Source organism: Bacillus sp. FSL M8-0266 (assembly GCF_038613425.1).
Classification (GTDB): domain Bacteria; phylum Bacillota; class Bacilli; order Bacillales; family Bacillaceae; genus Bacillus; species Bacillus pumilus.
In genome coordinates, this window is sequence record NZ_CP152015.1 from 1132919 (window position 1) to 1153038 (window position 20120).

Here is a 20120-nt window from a genome sequence, read left to right on the forward strand (position 1 = left end):
GGTATGAGTTGAACTCATGCCAGGTTTTTTTATGAAAAAATAAGGTGGAGGAAGAGAATGGATTGATATAATGGGTGTAATATGACAGATCGGAGTACCTCATAATGAAACGAAAATGGTTATGGATTGTTCTTTTAATGGGATACGCTGCTGCATTTTTTACATCAATCACCATCCGCGAGGAACAAGCACACAAAAAACAAGATCTTGAGGCGTTTACAGATGTCAGTCATCTTATGCCTGTTAAAATAAAAAAAGTCGTTCAAGGTAAAGAAATAGATACTTTAAAAGAAGTAGTAGAAGAAGCGAAAGTAAAAAACTTGCCGATATCAATAGCCGGCAAACAGCATAGCATGGGCGGCCACACGTATTATGAAAATGGCATTGTGCTCGATATGACAGAATTCCGCCAAATTTTAGCGTTTGATGAAAAAAAGAAAACGATTCGGGTCCAAAGCGGCGTTACATGGGATGATATACAAACATATGTGAACCCATATGGTCTTGCCGTGAAGGTCATGCAATCACAGAATATCTTCACGATTGGCGGTTCTCTCAGTGCAAACGCACATGGACGTGACATTCGCTACGGCTCACTCATAGACACCGTTCGTTCCTTCAGACTGTTAAAAGCAGATGGTGAGATTATCACAGTGAGGCCAGGCGATGATTTATTTACTGCCGTTATTGGAGGGTACGGCTTGTTCGGTGTCATTTTAGATGTTGAACTTTCCTTAACAAAGGATGAATTATATAAAATGGAGACAACCTCTCTAAATTACGATGAATACACTGATTATTTTCAAAAACATGTCAAACAAAATAAAGAAGTACGCATGCATCTTGCCAGAATCTCAACAGCGAAAACAAACTTTTTGAAAGAGATTTATGTAACGAATTATTCCCTCACTTCACAACAAGAGATTGAATCATATCAAGAGCTGAAAGAGGATCAACTCGTTATGCCACTCAAATTTATGCTCGGTCTTTCAAGAAGGTTTGATATGGGGAAAGATCTGCTATGGCATTTGCAAAAGAAGTATTTCCAAAGTCAAAATGATCAGCTGATCACAAGAAACAATGTGATGCGCTCAGATTCTGCTTTTTTAGAATATGAAAATGAGTCAGATACAGATGTGCTTCAGGAATATTACGTCCCAGTCGACCGCTTTCGTGCGTATATCGATGAAATGAGACACTTTTTACAACAGGAAGATTTGAATTTAATGAACATCACGATCCGCTACGTACAAAAAAATGAAAAAGCGGATCTCTCATATGCGAAAGAAGATATGTTTGCACTTGTTCTTTTAGTGAATTATGGTTTTGAGAAAGAAAAGAAGACAGAAGCAGAGCGGATCATCCGGCAAATGACAGATATCACGCTTCAGCATCATGGAAGCTATTACTTACCGTACATGCCTTATCAAACGAAGATACAAATGAAGCGGGCCTATCCTAAAACCGATGTATTCTTCCAAAAGAAAAAGCAAGCAGATCCAGATGGCAGGTTTATCAATTACTTTTATGAAAGGTACAATACACAATGAATGCAAAAGCAATGAAATGGTTCGTCTACTCACAAAGCCTGCTGTTTTTCGCCAGCAGTTTGATTTTCCCTTTTTACATTCTTTTTATTAAAAATGTTGGTTCAAGCTATTCACAGTTTGGTCTTGCCTATGGCTTGTTTGGTTTAAGCGGAGCGTTTATTCATTTACTCTTAGGGAAACTGCCCGAAACCACTGACAGGCGTCTCTTTTTAATCATTCATTCGTTCGGAATGGCATTTCTTTTACTGCTATTTCCTCATATAACAGAAGTGGAGCAAGTGTATATGATTCAGCTGGCACTTGGTGCGCTTGGCGGCTTTCAAAAGCACGGGGAAAAACTCATCGTTACGGAACTGACAACAGAGAATAAAAGAATGAAGGAGGTTGGCCGCTACCATTTTTGGACAGCTCTTTTTTCAGCGATAGCGATTATGCTTGGCGGCCTGTTTGCAGATTTCTTTACCGTTTATTTCATTTTTTATGCAAGCTCCATCATATATTTATGCAGTGCTCTTATGATCATCTTGATGAAATACGAAAGATAAATCCGCATGTCTCACGAAGATATGTGGATTTTTTTATGAAAAAAAATGAAAAGAAATATTAAATATACAATTGAATTAATTTTTATACATGTTATAATGTTAAATAATTTCACAAAGATCAAGAGGGTGTATTGACGTTGAAAATAGGTATTATAGGTGCTACGGGATACGGTGGTGCGGAATTAGTTCGTATCTTCAAGCAACATCCACACGTGGATGAATGTATATTGTATTCATCAAGTGGTGATGGTCAATTATACAGTCAATCTTATCCACATCTAACAACGATTACTGATCAAACATTAAAAGCCATTGATCCTGCTGCCATTGTGCGAGAAACAGATGCTGTGTTTTTAGCGACACCAGCAGGCGTATCAAGTGAACTCACACCGAAGCTCATGAACCAAGGAGTGCCTATCATTGATTTATCAGGTGATTTGCGCATTCAAGACGGTGCAACCTATGAAGCTTGGTATAAACGAAGGGCAGCTGATCAATCATCTGTTCAACAAGCTGTGTATGGGTTACCTGAATTGAATCGTGAAACGATTGAGCAGGCTGAAGTCATTGCAAACCCAGGGTGCTTCCCTACCGCAGTTCTTCTCGGCTTAGCACCGCTGATGAAACAGAATCTAATCGATGAATCTATGATCATCATAGATGCAAAAACAGGAGTGTCTGGTGCAGGACGATCTGCCTCACTTGGAACGCATTTTTCAGAGCTAAACGATAACTTCAAAATTTATAAGGTAAATGAACATCAACATACACCTGAAATAGAGCAAATATTAAGAGAATGGAATCCGCAAACGGCGAACATCACCTTTTCAACGCACCTTGTCCCGATGACAAGGGGGATTATGGCGACGATGTATACCCAGCTGAAATCAGATATCACAAAAGAGGAATTGATGAAGCATATGAAAGGCTTTTATGAAGATTCCTATTTTGTCAGAGTGAGAGATCACGGGGTGTATCCGCAAACAAGGGAAGTATATGGCAGTAATTTCTGTGACATTGGCTTTCATTTAGATGAACGTACAGGCAGACTCACGATTGTGTCTGTGATCGACAATCTCATGAAGGGCGCAGCCGGCCAAGCGGTTCAAAACTTCAACATCATCAAAGGCTTAGATGAAGAGGCGGGCCTCACAATGACACCTCTCTATCCATAAGAACAGGGGAGACAACAAACATGATCGAATTGAATGAAAAAAGCATTGTTAAAATAGACGGTGACGTATCATCACCAAAAGGCTTTGAAGCAAAGGGAATTCATATTGGATTACGTTATTCAAAAAAAGACCTTGGACTGATCGTCAGTGAAGTACCGGCAGCGAGTGCAGCTGTATACACACAAAGTCACTTTCAAGCTGCGCCTCTACAAGTCACTCAGAAAAGCTTAAAAAAGACAGGGCAATTAAAAGGGGTCATTGTCAATAGTGCTATCGCCAATGCATGTACCGGTGAGCAAGGTTTGAAAGACGCATACGAAATGCAGGCAGCCTGCGCAGATATGTTAGGGATAGAACCTGATTACATTGCTGTTTCTTCTACTGGTGTCATTGGAGAGTGTCTGGATATGGATAAAATCAAAAAAGGCATCACTCAGCTGAAAGAAGCAAAAGCAGGAAATGGTCATTTTGAAGAGGCAATCTTAACGACAGATACAGTCATTAAAAACACAACATACACCCTGACGATAAACGGCAAAGAGGTTCTCATTTCAGGTGCAGCGAAGGGCTCTGGCATGATTCATCCGAACATGGCAACAATGCTTGGCTTCGTAACAACGGATGCAAATGTCGAACAGGAAGCTCTGCAAAATGCACTGCGTGATATTACCGATGTGACTTTTAATCAAATTACTGTCGACGGAGAAACATCGACAAACGATATGGTGCTCGTGATGGCAAATGGCATGGCAGAAAATGATGTGCTAAATGAAGAGCATCCAGAATGGCCATTGTTCAAAGAAGGATTAAAGCTAGCTTGTGAGGATCTTGCTAAAGAGATTGCAAGAGACGGAGAAGGTGCAACGAAATTAATTGAAGCGCAAGTTGCTGGTGCTAAAAATCATTTAGAAGCTGGCATCATAGCGAAGAAAATCGTCGGTTCAAGTCTAGTGAAAACAGCCGTATACGGTACCGACGCCAACTGGGGGCGTATCATTGGAGCGATTGGCCATAGCGCAGCGTCCGTCACACCACAAGAGGTAGAAGTGTATTTAGGTGGACAATGTCTGTTTAAACATAATGAACCGCAGCCATTCTCAGAAGAGGAAGCAAAATCGTATCTAGAGCAGGATGAGATTACGATTTTGATTCAAATGAATGAGGGAAACGGTCAGGCAGCGGCATGGGGCTGTGACCTTACCTATGATTATGTGAAAATTAACGCGAGCTATCGCACATAATGAAGGAGATAGACATGGATAAAACGATCGTATTCAAGTGTGGAGGCAGTGTCATTCGAGAACTTTCAGATACCTTTTATGAAAATGTCCGCTCACTTCAAGCTGCTGGATTTAAGCTGGCTATCGTCCATGGCGGAGGCCCTGAAATCACTAGCATGCTGCAAAAATTAGAAGTGAAAACAGAATTTGTTGACGGGCAGCGTAAAACAACGAAGCCGGTATTAGAGGTAGCCGAAATGGTCCTCTCGGGAACGGTCAATAAATACTTTGTGTCAGAGCTCGCAAAGCATGATATCTCATCTGTCGGCGTGTCTGGGAAAGATGGTCAGATGCTTGTCGCTGATTTTCTTGATCAAGACGTGTACGGGTACGTTGGTGAAATCAAAGAAGTGCATCCAGAGATGGTAGAAGCATTAATGGAAAAACAATTTATTCCTGTGATTGCACCGCTGTCTATGACAGAAGAATGCCAAACGTTAAACGTAAACGCTGATTTAGCAGCATCAGCTGTCGCAGGAGCGATGAAAGCTGATAAGCTCATGTTTGTTACAGATGTGGAAGGCATTTTAAAAAATGGTGAATTATTAGATGTCGTCACCGAACAAGAAGCTCTCATGCTCATTGATGAAGGCATTATTTCCGGGGGAATGATTCCAAAAGTACAATCCGCTTTGAGTGCTTTATCAGGAGATGTGGATGAAGTCATGATCGTCAATGGTAAAGGAAGTATCTTTACAGGGGAAACCTTTAAAGGAACAAGAATTGTGAAGGAAAAGGAGGCGGTCCTGTGAGTCATCTCTTTCAAACTTATGGACGGTGGAATGTTGAAATTAAAGAGGCAGCAGGTTCTTGGGCAGTCGATACAAATGGGGAAAAATATTTAGACTTTATACAAGGCATTGCGGTCACAAATCTCGGTCATAATCACCCAAAGGTTAATCAAGCCATCAAGAAGCAGCTTGATCACGTCTGGCATGTATCGAATCTATTTGAAAATGGGCTGCAGGAAAAAGCAGCAGAAAAGCTGGCTGCAAACAGTTCAGGGGATCTCGTGTTTTTCTGTAATAGCGGAGCTGAGGCAAATGAAGGTGCAATCAAATTAGCGCGTAAAGCAACAGGGAAAATAAATATCGTGACATTTTTGCACTCTTTTCATGGGCGCACGTATGCTGGTATGGCTGCTACAGGTCAAGATAAAATCAAAACGGGCTTTGGCCCCATGCTGGAAGGCTTTCATTATGTACCGTTCAATGACCCAGACGCTATTGCCGCATGTGAAGTTGATGATGTGGCAGCGGTGATGCTTGAGGTTGTGCAAGGAGAAGGTGGCGTGAATCCAGCGTCAACAGAATTTCTAGAAGCTGTTCAAGCGTTTTGCCAAAAGCATGAAGCACTTCTGATCGTAGATGAGATTCAAACGGGTATTGGACGTACAGGAACAGCATTTGCATACGAACAGACGGGACTTGATCCTGATATTATCTCTTCTGCTAAAGGATTAGGAAATGGCTTCCCAGTCGGTGCAGTCATCGGGAAAAAGGCTTTAGGAGACGCATTCTTACCAGGTTCACATGGAACAACTTTTGGTGGCAACATGCTTGCCATGGCTGCTGTGAATGCAACACTCGATGTCGTTTTCAAAGATGAGTTTCTGACAGAAGTCAAAGAAAAAGGCGCTTATCTGCTAGAAAAACTGCAAGATCTGAAACAACTGAATATCGTAAAAGAAGTACGCGGAAAAGGATTGATGGCAGGGATTGAATGTCATCAGCCAGTCGGAGATTATATCACAGCTCTGAGAGAACAGGGGTTGCTAGTACTTCCAGCTGGTCCGAATGTGATTCGGTTATTGCCTCCGCTGAATGTAGAAAAAGCAGAAATAGATCAAGCAATAGAAGCGATGACTCATGTTTTAGCAAATGAAACAGTGACGGCATAAATTTTTTTACACCAAAACGCATAAAAATGCATTTATATTACTAATTATTCAATTTGGGGTGACACAAGCATGAAAGGTTATTTAAATTTAGAAGATGGAGCCTCTTTTGAAGGAGATCTGACAGGAGAAGCTGGCATGACGGGTGAAGTGGTTTTCTTTACAGGGATGACCGGTTACCAAGAGGTGCTCACAGATCCTTCCTATAAGGGACAAATCATTGTTTTCACATATCCACTCATCGGAAATTATGGCATTAATCATGAAGACTTTGAGAGCAAAAAACCACAAGTGAAAGCTGTCGTTGTGTATGAAGCAGCGGATCATTTCTCTCACCATCTGGCAGCGGTTAGCTTAAAAGATTATTTACAGAAGTGGAACATTCCGCTTCTGACTCATACAGATACACGAGCAGTCGTGCAAAACATCCGGGCAAATGGGACGATGAACGCTGTGATCAGTGTAGACGAAAACGAAACACCGCCGGCCATGAAACAAGACAATGTGGTCGCACAGGTGACAGAGGATGAAATCTACACTCAAGGCAGCGGCGAGGAACATGTAGCGCTTATTGATTTTGGCTTTAAAAAATCAATAGCAGATTCGCTTGAAGCGCGCGGCTGTAAAGTAACCGTCATTCCGTACAAACAGCTGGAAAAGGTGTTTGAGATTAAGCCAGATGCGGTCCTGCTATCAAATGGGCCTGGAGATCCCAAAACAATGAAGCCATATTTAAAAACCATTCATGACATCATGATGACCTTCCCGACACTTGGAATCTGCTTAGGTCATCAATTAATCGCTCTTGCACTTGGCGGGGATACGTATAAGCTTCCATTTGGCCACCGCGGGGCGAATCACCCTGTACAAGATACAGAATCCAAACGTGTTTTCATGACAAGTCAGAATCACAGCTATGTGGTGAATGAAAAAAGCATGAATGACAAAGAAGTGGACGTGAAATTCCTTCATGTTAATGATGGATCTGTCGAAGGATTCATTCATAAAGAGAAGCTCATTATGTCAGTTCAATTTCATCCAGAAGCACACCCAGGTCCTGCTGAAAGTGAATGGATATTCGATGATTTTATTGAGAAAGTGAAACAAGCAAGGAGAGAAGTTGCACATGCCTAAAGATCAAAGCATACAAACCATTCTAGTCATCGGGTCTGGTCCAATCATCATTGGTCAGGCAGCAGAATTTGATTACTCAGGAACACAAGGATGTATGGCCCTAAAAGAAGAGGGCTACAAAGTCATTTTAGTGAATAACAACCCAGCAACCATTATGACAGACGAATCATTTGCTGATGAAATCTATTTTGAACCGCTTTCAGTTGATTCAGTGACAAGAATCATCGAAAAGGAAAAACCAGATGGTCTTTTAGCCAACCTTGGCGGACAGACCGCTTTAAACCTTGCTGTCGAGCTCGAAAAAGCCGATGTGCTGAAAAAGCACGGGGTAACCCTGCTCGGAACGTCAGTTGAAACAATTGAAAACGGTGAAGATCGAGAGAAATTCCGTGCTCTCATGAAGCAGTTGAACGAACCTGTGCCAGATAGTGAAATTGTGGATAATGCAAAGGATGCCCTTCAATTTGCAAAAGAAGTAGGCTTCCCAGTCATCCTAAGACCAGCATACACACTTGGCGGAAAGGGCGGCGGAATTGCTTTAACAGAAGAAGCGTTTAAACCGCTTATTGAAGGAGCCCTTTTAGCGAGCCCGATTCATCAGTGTTTAGTTGAAAAAAGCATCGCGGGTTTTAAAGAAGTCGAATATGAGGTCATGAGAGACCGTCAAAATACATGTATTACGGTTTGTAATATGGAAAATATCGATCCAGTTGGCGTGCATACAGGAGACTCGATTGTCGTTGCACCTTCGCAAACATTAACGGATCAGGATTATCAAATGCTTCGTTCAGCGAGCCTGAAAATCATTTCAGCACTGGATGTAGTCGGGGGATGCAACATCCAATTCGCCCTTGATCCACTCAGTAAAGAATACTTTGTCATTGAGGTGAATCCGCGGGTTAGTCGTTCATCCGCTCTTGCCTCAAAAGCAACGGGCTATCCAATTGCTAAAATGGCAGCAAAGCTTGCGGTAGGCTATACACTAGACGAACTGAAAAACCCGCTCACAGGCACAACTTATGCTAGTTTTGAGCCGGCACTCGATTATGTCGTCGTGAAATTCCCGCGCTGGCCGTTTGATAAATTTAAACAGGCAGATCGGCAATTAGGTACAAAAATGAAGGCGACTGGCGAAGTCATGGCGATTGACCGTAATTTAGAATCAGCCATCCAAAAAGCGGTCGCCTCTCTTGAAATCAAAACAAAGGGCTTTCACCTGCCAGAATTGAAAGACCAATCGACTGAACAACTATTTGAGCTTGTCAAAACACCAGACGATCGACGTTTCTTCGCTGTCATGGAGCTTCTTTCAAGACAGGAAACGGTTGAAGCGATCCATCAAGCGACGAAAATCGATCTATTCTTCTTACATGTGTTCAACAATATGATCACTCTCGAACAGGAATTGAAGAACCATGAGGGAACGATCTCAAAAGACACCTTGAAAAAGGTAAAGGAAAAGGGCTTCCTTGATGAAACGATTGCTCTACTAACAGGCAATAGTGAAGAGGCTATTAGACAGCTTCGTCAAGAATATGGCATTACGGCTTCATTTAAGATTGTCGACACATGTGCAGCGGAATTTGATGCAAAAACGAACTACTTCTATTCCACATACTTTGGCAAAAGTGATGGAGAGCATCAAGAGAAAACCAAACAGCGTGCACTCATCATTGGCTCTGGTCCAATTCGGATTGGGCAAGGAGTCGAGTTTGACTATAGTGCGGTGCATGGCGTTCTTACCCTACAAAAGCTTGGCTTTGAAACCATTATGATGAACAACAATCCAGAGACGGTCAGTACGGATTATGAAATCGCAGATCGTTTATATTTTGAGCCCATTACATTAGAGCACATCTTAAACGTTGTGGAAGCAGAGCAAATTGATTTCGTCATCGTTCAATTTGGCGGACAGACTGCCATCAATGTAGCAGAAGGTTTAGAAAAAGCGGGCATTACGTTGTTAGGTACATCCTTTGACACGCTAGATGCGCTGGAAGATCGTGATCTGTTCTATCAGCTTCTTGATGAACTGAACCTACCTCATGCAAAAGGAAATACAGCTCATTCAAAAGAAGAAGCGCTCACGCATGCTAAAAGCATCGGTTACCCTGTGTTAATTCGCCCATCGTATGTCATTGGCGGAATGGGAATGATTGTTGTCCAGTCAGAAGCGCATTTGACGTCACTACTTGATCAGCCAGATCATCTGCCATATCCAATTTTAATTGATGAGTATGTCACTGGAAAAGAAGCTGAAGTGGATCTGATTTCTGACGGAAAAACGACTTTCATCCCAACGATCGTGGAGCATATTGAGAAAGCGGGCGTCCATTCAGGTGACAGCTTTGCAATCTTACCAAGTGTCTCCATCAGTGAAGACATCAAACAGCAGGTGCATATTGCGTCCGAACAAATAGCGAAGAAATTAGCGTTTAAGGGCATTATGAATATCCAATTTGTGATCAAAGGGGATCAGGCGCTTGTACTAGAGGTGAATCCGCGGGCGAGCCGGACCGTTCCAGTTGTCAGCAAGGTGATGGGCATTGACATGATTCCGCTTGCGACTCAATTATTAGCGGGTGCAACGCTTGAAGAACTGAACCCAGTAACGAAAAACAAAGGGGGAACAGCGGTCAAATTCCCAGTCTTCTCATCACATGCCATTCAAGATATTGACTTAAAGCTGACACCTGAAATGAAAGCGACAGGAGAAGGAATGTGTGTAGGCAAGAACGTAGAAAGCGCTTTGAAAAAAGTGTTTGCGTCGATCTGGCATCAGAAAGGTAGCCTCTTTATAAAAGGCAGTGAACAATTGGTAGATGAAGCAAAACATGTAGGATTTGATGTCTGGACGGACAGCTTTGACACTTGGCTGCAAAACGAAGATAAATCCCTTCACATCCATTTAGGCGAAGATGAAGAGGCAAAAGAGCAACGCGTAAAAGCACTCACACATGGCGTCCAGGTTCTAACCGAATATGAAACAGTTCAAGCATTCCTGCAAGGAAAAAATGGAGATGTATCACCAGTATCGCTCCAAGAATTATACAAAAAGGAAGTGACGGCATGAGTCAAGTTGATCTGCAACCAACATTATACGGAAAAGACTTTTTATCATTAAAAGATTTCTCAATCAAAGACATTGCTTATTTAATTGAAAAAGCGGAAGAAATGAAACAAAACCCATACCAAGATTTATTCAAAGGGAAAACGTTAGCGATGATCTTTGAAAAATCGTCAACTAGAACCCGCGTGTCGTTTGAAGCCGGAATGACGCAGCTGGGGGGACATGCGCTCTTCCTCAGCTCAAATGATTTGCAAATCGGCAGAGGAGAAACGATCAGTGATACAGCGCAGGTGCTGTCTGGCTATGTAGACGGCATTATGATTCGAACCTTTGAACATGAGAAGGTCGAGGAGCTGGCACAATACGCGTCCATTCCTGTCATCAATGGACTGACTGACTACTCCCATCCATGCCAGGCACTTGCTGATTTATTGACGATAAAAGAAGCAAAAGGAACATTAAAAGGAATCAAAGTCGCCTACATCGGTGACGGAAATAACGTGGCACACTCCTTGATGGTTGGCTGTGCGCAGCTAGGCTGTGATATTGCAGTTGCATCACCAAAAGGCTATGAACCACTTCAAGAAGTAACAGACACAGCACGTGAGTTTGCAAAACAATCAGGCGCAGAAGTCATCATTACAACAGACCCAATCTCTGCTGTCAAAAATGCAGATGTCATTTATTCCGATGTGTTTACAAGCATGGGGCAGGAAGCAGAAACAGAGAAACGCCTTGCTGAATTTAAAGAATATCAAGTCAATGACAAACTAATGCGTCATGCAGCAAAAGAATATATTTTCCTTCATTGTCTCCCGGCACATCGCGGAGAAGAAGTGACAGCAGACATTATTGACGGACCGCACTCAAAAGTATTTCAGCAGGCAGAAAACCGCCTGCATGTTCAAAAAGCATTAATCAAAGAGCTCATGTATCAACAAACCAAATAAATGAAAAGTATCCCTGACTCGTAGGAGCAGGGACTTTTTGCATAAAGGATTGGAGGGGCAAGTCACGGGACATAATAACATCATCGAGAAAGGAGGATGAAAATGGGTCAGCAGCATCAGTTTAAATCAGGGAATAAAGCACCAAATAATGGTGTGTATGTCGAGATCGGTGAAACCGGCAGTATGGTGAAAGATCCTTTAAAGATTAAGCTTCAAGCAGGCGACGTCTTTCCGGATAACTCGAACCATAACCGTGTTTGGACCTATCAGAGAAAGCCGTAAGTAATTGACTAAGAGTCGGTTGGAATAAGTCTTTAGAGGCATGTGTCATGCCTCTTTTTTCTTTATAATAAAAAACAATTAAGTTCAAATTTTCAAATAAATAGTATGAATAAAAGAGAATATAAGGTAAAATATGTAATTGTAATACATTGTTGAAAGGATTTGTGTGATGGAAAAGACGAATCTCAGTGAAAGTGTTTGGAATAAACGCTTCACCTCATTATTCATATCAAGACTCATCAAAAACACAGGAGAAAGTTTTGCTTTTACATCCGTCCTTTGGCTATTGATTTTGAGAGGGGATGGAGCGCTCGGTACAGGACTTCTCCTAGCAGTAACCGTACTTCCTTCATCTTTGCTAGCCCCAATACTAGGACCTCTTATGAAAAAGCACCATTTGTCTAAATGGATGTTCGCTTCAGACGTCGTTCGAGCAACCATTGTACTCATTATTCCGCTACTGCATTTTTCGCATCTATTGCCATTATGGTTATTGATCTCATTAATGGTTATTCAATCGGCAACAGGTGCAGCGTATAACCCAGCCTCGGTGGCGATTTTACCGCAGATTGTACCGAAGCATCTGATTCAAAAAGCAAATGCCATCCTGCAATCTTCTTTTGAAATTGTTGCACTTGCAGCAGTCATGGTCGCTGGTCTCTTAGTCAAATTAATCGGACCTGCAGATACCCTGCTCATCACCACTGCCTTATTCATCATATCCGGCCTGTTTATTATCGGTGTTAAATTAAAGAAAACCGATGAAGATAAAGCAGCAGGTATAAAACAAGCAAAGAATACATATTTGTATAACTTAAAAAGAGGGTTTCTCGTCGTCAAAAATCATCACATTTTATTTGCGCTGACGTTGTATTGTATTTTAATGAATGTCGCCGCAGCTCCGTGGCAGGCACTATCTGCTGTATACGTAGCAGAAGCGCTGCAAAGTGATTCCATGGTGTATTCCATTTTAAGAGGAGTTGCTGCAGTCGGTGCGTTTATGATGGGCTTTGCTTTGGCGAAGGTAAAAATTAAGAGATTTGGTTTGTTCTTTATTGTCGCTGGTATGATTGAAGGGGCTGCATTCTTTATCACAGGGATGAGTACATGGCTGCCGGTCGTTTTACTTGCTTCCTTTATATTTGGTGCCGCCGTTAGTGCGATCAATGTACCGGAAATGGTCATTATTCAAACGTCTGTCGACCAAGATGATCAGCCGCAAGTATACGCGGTGATCAATGCTTCATCAAATGTTTTCCTCCCGTTTGCAGCTGTCGTATCAGGCGTCCTGGCAGAAAGATTTGGAGCGGGACCTGTCATTGCTGGTGGTGGGGTCCTTGAAATTTTATCAGGTATCGCGATCTTCCTGTTTACAGGGCTTGCGAAAAGCCATTTGACAGCAGACAAACAGAAATCCGAAACCGTCGAGGTGTAAGCAATAAAAAACCCCCTGTGGCTGCAGGGGGTTTTAGCGTACCGCTTTTCAAGCAAAAAGAAAAAGAGCTAAAATCAAGATCATTTTAGCTCTTTCTCACATTCATCTCTTACGTATTAAGAGTGTTTTGTTGAACTTTCCGTTTCTTTCATTGGACTTACTTCAGCAAAGATGAATAAAATAACCGTAAACACCACTGCAAGAATAGAAGTCAAAGTAAAGTCATAAGCAGCGCCATTCATCGAAGCAACGATGTAACCAGCCATATGTGTCAGCAGAAAAGTCCAAATGAGGGTGATAATATAATGCATAATCCCACCGTCCTTTATGTAACAATCTATTGATTATCATACCATAGATACGAGTGAGGGGAAAAGACTGTTTTAGCCTTTATGTGACCATTTTTAGACCTTCTTCTATAAAAATAAAAAGAATTCTTCTGTCATTAGGGGATTTCCTTATTCCTACAAGAGTTGTTGTTCATATCATAGAAAGCAGAATCACTGAAAGGAGGCTGGCCATATGGGTGTAAGCGAACGGTTTTTCCAGCTTGGTTCCCAGTGGAACGTCATTCACCTTCCTCAAAAACCAAATGGCTTTGGCATTCTTATCCTCGGTGACCGAAATCACTTTGTGCAGGAAAATACATCATTCTGGCTTCAGCACTATGGAAGAAACCAGCTTTTAACTGCCTTAAAGGATGAAGGATATACATTGTTTAATAGTCATCTTCATGGGAATCACTGGGGATGCGAAGATGCTGTTTTTAGTACAAAGCAGCTCGTTCATCACACATTAAAACAAGAAATATTAAACCGGGAAATTCATGTGCTGGCAGAGGGGATGGGTGCACTCGTTGCTATGAGCCTTGCTGAAGAGATGCCAGAAGTGCTAAGATCCATTGCGATGGTGAATCCATGTCTGCATCTCTATGCACAACGAGAAAGAGAAAAGGAACACAAATTCTTTTATAAACAGCTAATCAAAGAATTAGCGAAGAGCTACGGCTGCTCTGAAAAGGAAGCGGAAACGTATCCGCTCCCAGCTTGCCCTGTTCATTCTGCTCATGTACCGATTCACATATGGCAAAGACTAAACGGTGCACCCTATGCATATGAACTGCATGCAAAGCCTTTTATTGATCAGCACATGAAGAATCCAGAGCATTGTCAAATCGATCTCACCTTGCATATGTTTGATCATCCGAGAAGAATCTTTCAATCCATTCACAAGTTTTATAAATCGCATGAAAGAGAATTGTGATGAATAGGATGATAACAGCCCTTCATGGAAAGGGCTCTTCTTTTTATTTGATAAGCTAAAAAAGGGGACATGAACATGGAGACAGGACTGATCATAGGGGCAGATGAATTTTTTGGCCTAGCGCTGTGTGAATATATGATGAAAGAGGGCATTCATGTGGATATCACATGCCCTCATAATCAAACAGAAGAGCAAAAGAGGTTATTAGAAGAACGAATGATGTGGCTTGGCAGAAATGATCTTTTCCGTGTCATTGACTTTCAGGATGGAAAAGACACGTATGATCTGATCTTTATTCAATCAGAAGAACCAGATAAAAGACAGGAAGATTTGAAAGCGGCGCATGGCATGTACCGAGTACTTTACGAAAAAAACGAAGGTGAATCATCCAATCAGAAAGTGCCGGCTATTATTCTTCCTCGCATGTTTGGACCATGGACACTTGATAAAGAAAGAACGAAGCGTGATGAGGCATTTTTTGTAGAAGATGTGGCAAGGGATTTGTTCAAGTGGGCATCAGGCTCTGAACAAAGACAGGAAATAACACATGAATTGAAGGTAGAAAGACAAACAGATGACAAACAAGCAGAAGAAATGATGGCAGAATGGAAAAGACAAAACTCAACATTTTTCGACAAAAAGCAAGAATGATCTTCCATCTTATCTTTTTTCAGTATAAAATAAACCTATATTTAACATACAGGTTCATGCCTGCATGTGGCAAAGGGAGTTGAACATGGCATGAAGTATCAGCGGCTTGTCATGATCTTTTCGTTCCTTCTCCTATTATCTGCCTGCTCACAGGCACCTTTAAAAGGACAGATTGAGAAGGTGGGTTTACTCGTCCCCGATACAATTAATGATCAAGTGTGGGGAACGAAAGGTTATAAAGGCTTATTAAGTATTCAATCGACATTTGGTGTAGATGTTTATTATAAGGAAGGAATGGTCGACAAAGAGAAAATCGTTGATGCCATTGAAGAATTTCACAAAAAAGGAGTCAATTTGATTATTGGCCATGGCAATGAATACAGCGAAATTTTCAACATCATTAGTGAAGATTATCCGAAAACACAATTTATCACGGTAAATGGAAACAAGCCTCAGGCGGATAATGTTGCGAATGTGACGTTTAAAGGTGAAGCGATGGGCTTTTTTGGAGGCATGACAGCAGCACATATGTCAAAATCAAAAAAGATTGGTATTCTTGCTACATATGATTGGCAAAGCGAAGTAGACGGCTTTATCAAAGGTGCAAAGTATCAAGATGAACATGTACAAGTGCTTGCCGAGTTTGTCGAAAACTGGGATGATGCGGACAAAGCCGTGGAGCTCTATCAAAAATTGAAAAAACAGGGCGTAGATGTTGTATATCCAGCAGGTGATGGTTATAATATCCCTGTCATTGAACAAATCAAAGCCGATAATTTATCAGCGATCGGATATGTCACCGATCAATCTAACCTCGGCAGCCATACTGTCTTAACAAGCACAGTCCAGCATGTGGATAAAGCGTATAGTATTATTGCGAAGAAATTTAATGAAGGCAAGCTAAATGCACAAGGTGAGTACTCCTTTGACTTTAAAGAAGGAGTGATCGAAATGGGGAAATTTAGTTCCACCATTGACCGTGCTTTTTTGAAAGACATTGAAAGTGATATTGCGTCTTACAAAAAAACTGGCAAACTGCCAAATGAAAAGTGAGGACAAGGCGATGCAGCACGAAAAATCGATGGAATTTTTACAAATTGCCATGAAGTATTTTCCGCAGGCAAAAGAAGAATTAGATAAAGCAGGTATTCAGCTTGAGCCCGAAGCTCTTCAGCCGCTTTTATCATTGTTTACATCTGTTATGCAAGAGGCTTATGAGCTTGGAAAAGCAGATGCAGAATCAGAAAAAGCCACAGAATAGTGGCTTTTTTTTATGATAATTTTTTTTTGAAGGCACTAATCATAGGGCCAACATCTTTAAACACAGGCTTCAGCTCATCGATGGAGTTCATAATGTTCCCAATTTGGTTCATGACATGCATGTAGTCAATGGACTTTTCACTTGAAGATGTCTCCACGCGTTCCTCCTTTGCTTCTTCCTTGCTTTTCTCCTTTTCAAGCGGCTGTCCAAACATCATAGCCGAAAAAATATCTTTTTGCGCCATATCAAATGCTCCTTTCTACTTTTGGTATATCAATAATCTATGAAAAAAGTGAGAGGAAAGGTTAGACGTTTGTATTGCCAAGGAGAAAAAAATAAGGTAAAATTAGTACCAGATACTAATATAAGATCACAATATCACATGCTCGTATGAGTAAAAGGAGTCTTATTCAATGAATGCTGGAATTATTGGCCTTGGCCGCTATATACCTGAAAAAGTGTTAACAAATCTTGATTTAGAAAAAATGGTTGAAACTTCTGACGAATGGATTCGTACTAGAACAGGTATAGAAGAAAGAAGAATTGCTTCTGATGATGTCAATACATCACATATGGCGCTTGCTGCTGCAAAAAAAGCATTAGCTGACGCAAATGTAGCTGCAGAAGATATCGATATGATTCTTGTGGCGACAGTCACGCCAGATCAATCATTTCCGACAGTCGCTTGTATGATTCAAGAGCAGCTCGGTGCACATAAAGCATGTGCAATGGATATTAGCGCTGCGTGTGCTGGCTTTATGTACGGGCTTGTTACTGGAAAACAATTTATCGAATCAGGTACGTTCAAGCACGTACTCGTCGTTGGCGTTGAAAAACTTTCTCGCATTACCGACTGGGATGACCGCAATACTGCTGTTCTGTTTGGAGATGGAGCAGGTGCTGCTGTGTTAGGAGAGGTCAGCGAAGGGAAAGGAATTCTCTCATTTGAGCTTGGAGCCGATGGAAGAGGCGGTAAGCACTTGTACTTAGATGAAAAAGATCATACAATCATGAATGGACGAGAAGTATTTAAATTTGCTGTAAGACAAATGGGCGAATCAAGCGTAAACGTCATCGAAAAAGCTGGACTATCAAAAGAAGACGTTGACTTCTTGATCCCGCATCAAGCAAACATTCGCATTATGGAAGCAGCCCGCGAACGCCTAGAGCTGCCAGTTGAAAAAATGTCGAAGACAGTCCATAAATATGGAAACACATCAGCAGCATCCATTCCAATTTCACTATGTGAAGAAATCGAAGCCGGAAAAATTCATGACGGCGATGTGATTGTAATGGTAGGTTTTGGTGGCGGATTAACGTGGGGCGCAATCGCTATGCGATGGGGCCGATAAAAGAGTGAGGTGCACAAATTAATGGATAAAAAACGAGTAGTTGTTACAGGATTAGGTGCTTTGACACCTCTTGGCAACGATGTAGAATCAACATGGAAAAATGCTTTAGCAGGTGTATCAGGAGTTGGACCGATCACACGTGTCGACTCAAGTGAATATACAGCAAAAGTGGCTGCAGAATTAAAAGATTTTAACATTGAAGATTACATGGAGAAAAAAGAAGCACGAAAAATGGCACGCTTCACGCAATATGCAGTCGTTGCTGCTCAAAAGGCGCTAGAAGATTCACGTCTTGAAATCACAGATGAAATCGCACCGCGTGTTGGTGTATGGGTTGGATCTGGTATTGGCGGACTTGAAACATTTGAAGAGCAGTTTGAAGTGTATTCAAATAAAGGGGCAAGACGCGTAAGCCCGTTCTTCGTTCCAATGATGATTCCAGATATGGCAACAGGCCAAATTTCAATTGCACTTGGCGCAAAAGGGGTTAACTCTTGTACTGTAACAGCATGTGCAACAGGTACAAACTCAATTGGTGATGCATTTAAAGTCATTCAGCGCGGAGATGCAGATGCGATGATCACAGGCGGAACAGAAGCGCCGTTAACAAAAATGTCGTTTGCTGGCTTCTGTGCGAACAAAGCTCTTTCGACAAATCCTGATCCAGAGACAGCAAGCCGTCCATTTGACAAAAACCGTGACGGATTTGTTATGGGAGAGGGCGCAGGGATTGTCGTTCTTGAAGAACTTGAGCATGCATTAAAACGTGGCGCGACGATTTATGCAGAAATTGTTGGATATGGATCAACTGGAGATGCGTATCATATTACAGCACCGGCTCCAAACGGAGAAGGCGGCGTACGCGCAATGAAAGAAGCGATTCGAGATGCTGGTTTGTCTGTGGAAGAAATTGATTATATCAATGCCCACGGAACAAGCACACCGTACAATGATAAATTTGAAACAATGGCGATTAAAGAAGTGTTCGGAGAGCATGCGAATCAGCTTGCGATCAGTTCGACAAAATCAATGACAGGTCACTTACTTGGTGCAGCAGGTGGAGTAGAAGCTATTTTCTCTGTGCTTGCGATTAAAGACAGTGTTATTCCTCCAACCATTAACCTTGTAACACCGGATGAAGAATGTGATCTTGATTATGTGGCAAATGAAGCACGTTCAAAAGAAGTACAAGTGGCTCTAAGTAACTCACTTGGCTTTGGCGGACACAATGCGACAATTATCTTTAAAAAATACGAAGCGTAATATTTCCTAGGAAAGCGGCGATCTATAAACAGATCGCCGCTTTTTTGCATATGATGAAAATGGAGGTGTTTAGCGGTATGGGTCTAGTCAATACACAATATCTCATTCATCAATCTTCATCATTTCAGGAGCTTGCGTCGCGCTTTGTTCCTTATTTTAAAGGGGCGGAGGAAAAAGAATGGTCCTCTATTCTCTCCCACCTGCAACATCACGGCATGATTCGGTCTTTTCGATCATGCAAAGACATGATCGACAAGCTCAAAGAAAAAGGGTACTTCCAGCTCGTCATGAAAGAATACAGGGCGCTCCAAAAGCAGTGGAAAGGCCCTGACATTCCAGTCTTTATTTTGCCAGTCAATGAGAGCAGTAAAGAAATTAGAGAGCAATTTTATTATCAATCCGGCATGGCATTTGACGACAAGGTCTTTCTCTTTTTGTCGCCAAATACCCCGAAAGAACGTATCGGCACATTGCTGACTCATGAATATCACCATGTATGCAGGTTGCATTTTCTCACGAAAGAAGAAAAAGATTTTACATTCCTTGATACAATCATGATGGAGGGGCTCGCTGAATATGCTGTGTATCATAGATACGGAGAAAGCTATACAGCCAAATGGACCACTCTCTATGACGAAACGCAGCTTCAGCGTATGTATCAGAAATGGGTATCCAGTCATCTTGATCAAAAAGTGCAGGACGACGAAAGACTGATACAGAACCTCCTTTATGGAAAAGGGAACTACCCCAAAATGCTTGGTTACGCCACTGGGTATTATATTGTGAAAAAGTATTTCAGTGAACACAGAATCAGCGAGGAGTCTATGATTGCAGAGCCGTCCGAAACTTTTTTAAAGGCGATAGACTCATAAAGTGAATGATTCACATAAAAAGAGACATATTACAAATTTACTAAATTCTTCTTGATTTCGTCATAACAATGTAATAATATACAAATATAAATTTTGATAATTCTTTTTATTCAAAAAAGACGGAATTTTTAGATTTAGTT

20 protein-coding genes are annotated in these 20120 nt (G+C 41.6%); 18 read left to right on the top strand and 2 right to left on the bottom strand.

Going from position 1 to position 20120, the window contains the following annotated elements:
- The first annotated feature begins 104 nt into the window (after positions 1-104).
- From MKY83_RS05475 to MKY83_RS05525, 11 genes are all read left to right on the top strand, one after another.
- A complete protein-coding gene (locus tag MKY83_RS05475; RefSeq protein ID WP_065098871.1) occupies positions 105-1550 on the top strand; it encodes an FAD-binding oxidoreductase in 1446 nt (481 codons plus the stop codon).
- A complete protein-coding gene (locus tag MKY83_RS05480) occupies positions 1547-2095 on the top strand; it encodes an MFS transporter (RefSeq protein ID WP_065098870.1) in 549 nt (182 codons plus the stop codon). Before MKY83_RS05475 ends, MKY83_RS05480 begins: the two co-directional genes overlap by 4 nt.
- A gap of 137 nt (positions 2096-2232) precedes the next feature.
- Positions 2233-3270, top strand: coding sequence for an N-acetyl-gamma-glutamyl-phosphate reductase (gene argC / locus MKY83_RS05485; protein WP_065098966.1), 1038 nt, complete (start codon positions 2233-2235; stop codon positions 3268-3270).
- A gap of 20 nt (positions 3271-3290) precedes the next feature.
- Positions 3291-4511 carry a bifunctional ornithine acetyltransferase/N-acetylglutamate synthase gene (gene argJ, locus MKY83_RS05490; protein WP_065098869.1) on the top strand — a complete coding sequence of 407 codons (1221 nt, stop codon included), beginning with the start codon at positions 3291-3293 and terminating at the stop codon, positions 4509-4511.
- 14 nt (positions 4512-4525) lie between these two features.
- On the top strand, positions 4526-5302 hold the full coding sequence (argB, locus tag MKY83_RS05495) for an acetylglutamate kinase (RefSeq protein ID WP_065098868.1): 777 nt from the start codon (positions 4526-4528) through the stop codon (positions 5300-5302).
- Positions 5299-6450 carry an acetylornithine transaminase gene (locus MKY83_RS05500; RefSeq protein WP_065098867.1) on the top strand — a complete coding sequence of 384 codons (1152 nt, stop codon included), beginning with the start codon at positions 5299-5301 and terminating at the stop codon, positions 6448-6450. Before argB ends, MKY83_RS05500 begins: the two co-directional genes overlap by 4 nt.
- A gap of 69 nt (positions 6451-6519) precedes the next feature.
- Positions 6520-7581, top strand: coding sequence for a carbamoyl phosphate synthase small subunit (locus MKY83_RS05505; RefSeq protein ID WP_106067194.1), 1062 nt, complete (start codon positions 6520-6522; stop codon positions 7579-7581).
- Positions 7574-10654, top strand: coding sequence for a carbamoyl phosphate synthase large subunit (locus MKY83_RS05510; RefSeq protein ID WP_106067195.1), 3081 nt, complete (start codon positions 7574-7576; stop codon positions 10652-10654). Before MKY83_RS05505 ends, MKY83_RS05510 begins: the two co-directional genes overlap by 8 nt.
- Positions 10651-11601 (top strand): ornithine carbamoyltransferase, encoded by a 951-nt coding sequence (gene argF, locus MKY83_RS05515; protein ID WP_106067196.1) that lies wholly within the window; start codon positions 10651-10653, stop codon positions 11599-11601. Before MKY83_RS05510 ends, argF begins: the two co-directional genes overlap by 4 nt.
- Before the next feature lie 102 nt (positions 11602-11703).
- A complete protein-coding gene (locus tag MKY83_RS05520) occupies positions 11704-11883 on the top strand; it encodes a YjzC family protein (protein ID WP_003211282.1) in 180 nt (59 codons plus the stop codon).
- Positions 11884-12052: 169 nt separating this feature from the next.
- Positions 12053-13318, top strand: a complete 1266-nt coding sequence (locus MKY83_RS05525) for an MFS transporter (RefSeq protein ID WP_065098863.1) — start codon at positions 12053-12055, stop codon at positions 13316-13318.
- A 116-nt stretch (positions 13319-13434) separates the two neighbouring features.
- On the opposite strand, the gene MKY83_RS05530 is transcribed toward MKY83_RS05525, so the two are convergent.
- The gene (locus MKY83_RS05530; protein WP_003211779.1) at positions 13435-13629 is read right to left on the bottom strand and encodes a YjzD family protein; all 195 of its coding nucleotides are present in this window, start codon (positions 13627-13629) and stop codon (positions 13435-13437) included.
- A gap of 211 nt (positions 13630-13840) precedes the next feature.
- On the opposite strand from MKY83_RS05530, the gene MKY83_RS05535 reads away from it, so the two are divergent.
- The 4 genes from MKY83_RS05535 to MKY83_RS05550 all read left to right on the top strand — a co-directional run bounded on the left by MKY83_RS05535 (position 13841) and on the right by MKY83_RS05550 (position 16493).
- Positions 13841-14581, top strand: coding sequence for a hypothetical protein (locus MKY83_RS05535; protein WP_003211061.1), 741 nt, complete (start codon positions 13841-13843; stop codon positions 14579-14581).
- Positions 14582-14656: 75 nt separating this feature from the next.
- Positions 14657-15232: a nad binding enzyme gene (locus MKY83_RS05540; protein WP_065098862.1), complete on the top strand. Its 576-nt coding sequence runs from the start codon at positions 14657-14659 to the stop codon at positions 15230-15232.
- Between the two features lie 90 nt (positions 15233-15322).
- Complete coding sequence (locus MKY83_RS05545) at positions 15323-16285, top strand: BMP family ABC transporter substrate-binding protein (RefSeq protein ID WP_106067197.1); 963 nt, start codon at positions 15323-15325, stop codon at positions 16283-16285.
- Positions 16286-16295: 10 nt separating this feature from the next.
- Complete coding sequence (locus MKY83_RS05550) at positions 16296-16493, top strand: ComZ family protein (RefSeq protein WP_003211983.1); 198 nt, start codon at positions 16296-16298, stop codon at positions 16491-16493.
- Positions 16494-16503: 10 nt separating this feature from the next.
- Here the strand turns inward: MKY83_RS05550 and MKY83_RS05555 are convergent, their stop codons facing one another.
- On the bottom strand, positions 16504-16737 hold the full coding sequence (locus MKY83_RS05555; protein ID WP_065098860.1) for a hypothetical protein: 234 nt from the start codon (positions 16735-16737) through the stop codon (positions 16504-16506).
- Positions 16738-16906: 169 nt separating this feature from the next.
- Here MKY83_RS05555 and MKY83_RS05560 point away from each other — a divergent pair, with 169 nt between their 5' ends.
- The 3 genes from MKY83_RS05560 (at position 16907) to MKY83_RS05570 (ending at position 19980) form a co-directional block, all read left to right on the top strand.
- Positions 16907-17845 carry a beta-ketoacyl-ACP synthase III gene (locus MKY83_RS05560; protein WP_003212296.1) on the top strand — a complete coding sequence of 313 codons (939 nt, stop codon included), beginning with the start codon at positions 16907-16909 and terminating at the stop codon, positions 17843-17845.
- Positions 17846-17866: 21 nt separating this feature from the next.
- Positions 17867-19108, top strand: a complete 1242-nt coding sequence (gene fabF / locus MKY83_RS05565) for a beta-ketoacyl-ACP synthase II (protein WP_003211631.1) — start codon at positions 17867-17869, stop codon at positions 19106-19108.
- 77 nt (positions 19109-19185) lie between these two features.
- Entirely contained in the window at positions 19186-19980 is a 795-nt protein-coding gene (locus tag MKY83_RS05570; protein ID WP_044139924.1) for a DUF2268 domain-containing protein, read from the top strand.
- Positions 19981-20120: the final 140 nt, after the last annotated feature.

Bases quoted from the DNA above. Each gene is read 5' to 3' on its own strand.
- MKY83_RS05570 (WP_044139924.1), top strand. From the start codon at position 19,186: ATGGGTCTAGTCAATACACAATATCTCATTCATCAATCTTCATCATTT.
- MKY83_RS05540 (WP_065098862.1), top strand. From the start codon at position 14,657: ATGGAGACAGGACTGATCATAGGGGCAGATGAATTTTTTGGCCTAGCG.
- MKY83_RS05520 (WP_003211282.1), top strand. From the start codon at position 11,704: ATGGGTCAGCAGCATCAGTTTAAATCAGGGAATAAAGCACCAAATAAT.
- MKY83_RS05545 (WP_106067197.1), top strand. From the start codon at position 15,323: ATGAAGTATCAGCGGCTTGTCATGATCTTTTCGTTCCTTCTCCTATTA.
- MKY83_RS05480 (WP_065098870.1), top strand. From the start codon at position 1,547: ATGAATGCAAAAGCAATGAAATGGTTCGTCTACTCACAAAGCCTGCTG.
- MKY83_RS05530 (WP_003211779.1), bottom strand. From the start codon at position 13,629: ATGCATTATATTATCACCCTCATTTGGACTTTTCTGCTGACACATATG.
- argJ (WP_065098869.1), top strand. From the start codon at position 3,291: ATGATCGAATTGAATGAAAAAAGCATTGTTAAAATAGACGGTGACGTA.
- MKY83_RS05535 (WP_003211061.1), top strand. From the start codon at position 13,841: ATGGGTGTAAGCGAACGGTTTTTCCAGCTTGGTTCCCAGTGGAACGTC.
- MKY83_RS05560 (WP_003212296.1), top strand. From the start codon at position 16,907: ATGAATGCTGGAATTATTGGCCTTGGCCGCTATATACCTGAAAAAGTG.
- MKY83_RS05475 (WP_065098871.1), top strand. From the start codon at position 105: ATGAAACGAAAATGGTTATGGATTGTTCTTTTAATGGGATACGCTGCT.
- argB (WP_065098868.1), top strand. From the start codon at position 4,526: ATGGATAAAACGATCGTATTCAAGTGTGGAGGCAGTGTCATTCGAGAA.
- fabF (WP_003211631.1), top strand. From the start codon at position 17,867: ATGGATAAAAAACGAGTAGTTGTTACAGGATTAGGTGCTTTGACACCT.
- MKY83_RS05510 (WP_106067195.1), top strand. From the start codon at position 7,574: ATGCCTAAAGATCAAAGCATACAAACCATTCTAGTCATCGGGTCTGGT.
- MKY83_RS05525 (WP_065098863.1), top strand. From the start codon at position 12,053: ATGGAAAAGACGAATCTCAGTGAAAGTGTTTGGAATAAACGCTTCACC.
- MKY83_RS05555 (WP_065098860.1), bottom strand. From the start codon at position 16,737: ATGGCGCAAAAAGATATTTTTTCGGCTATGATGTTTGGACAGCCGCTT.
- argF (WP_106067196.1), top strand. From the start codon at position 10,651: ATGAGTCAAGTTGATCTGCAACCAACATTATACGGAAAAGACTTTTTA.
- MKY83_RS05550 (WP_003211983.1), top strand. From the start codon at position 16,296: ATGCAGCACGAAAAATCGATGGAATTTTTACAAATTGCCATGAAGTAT.
- MKY83_RS05505 (WP_106067194.1), top strand. From the start codon at position 6,520: ATGAAAGGTTATTTAAATTTAGAAGATGGAGCCTCTTTTGAAGGAGAT.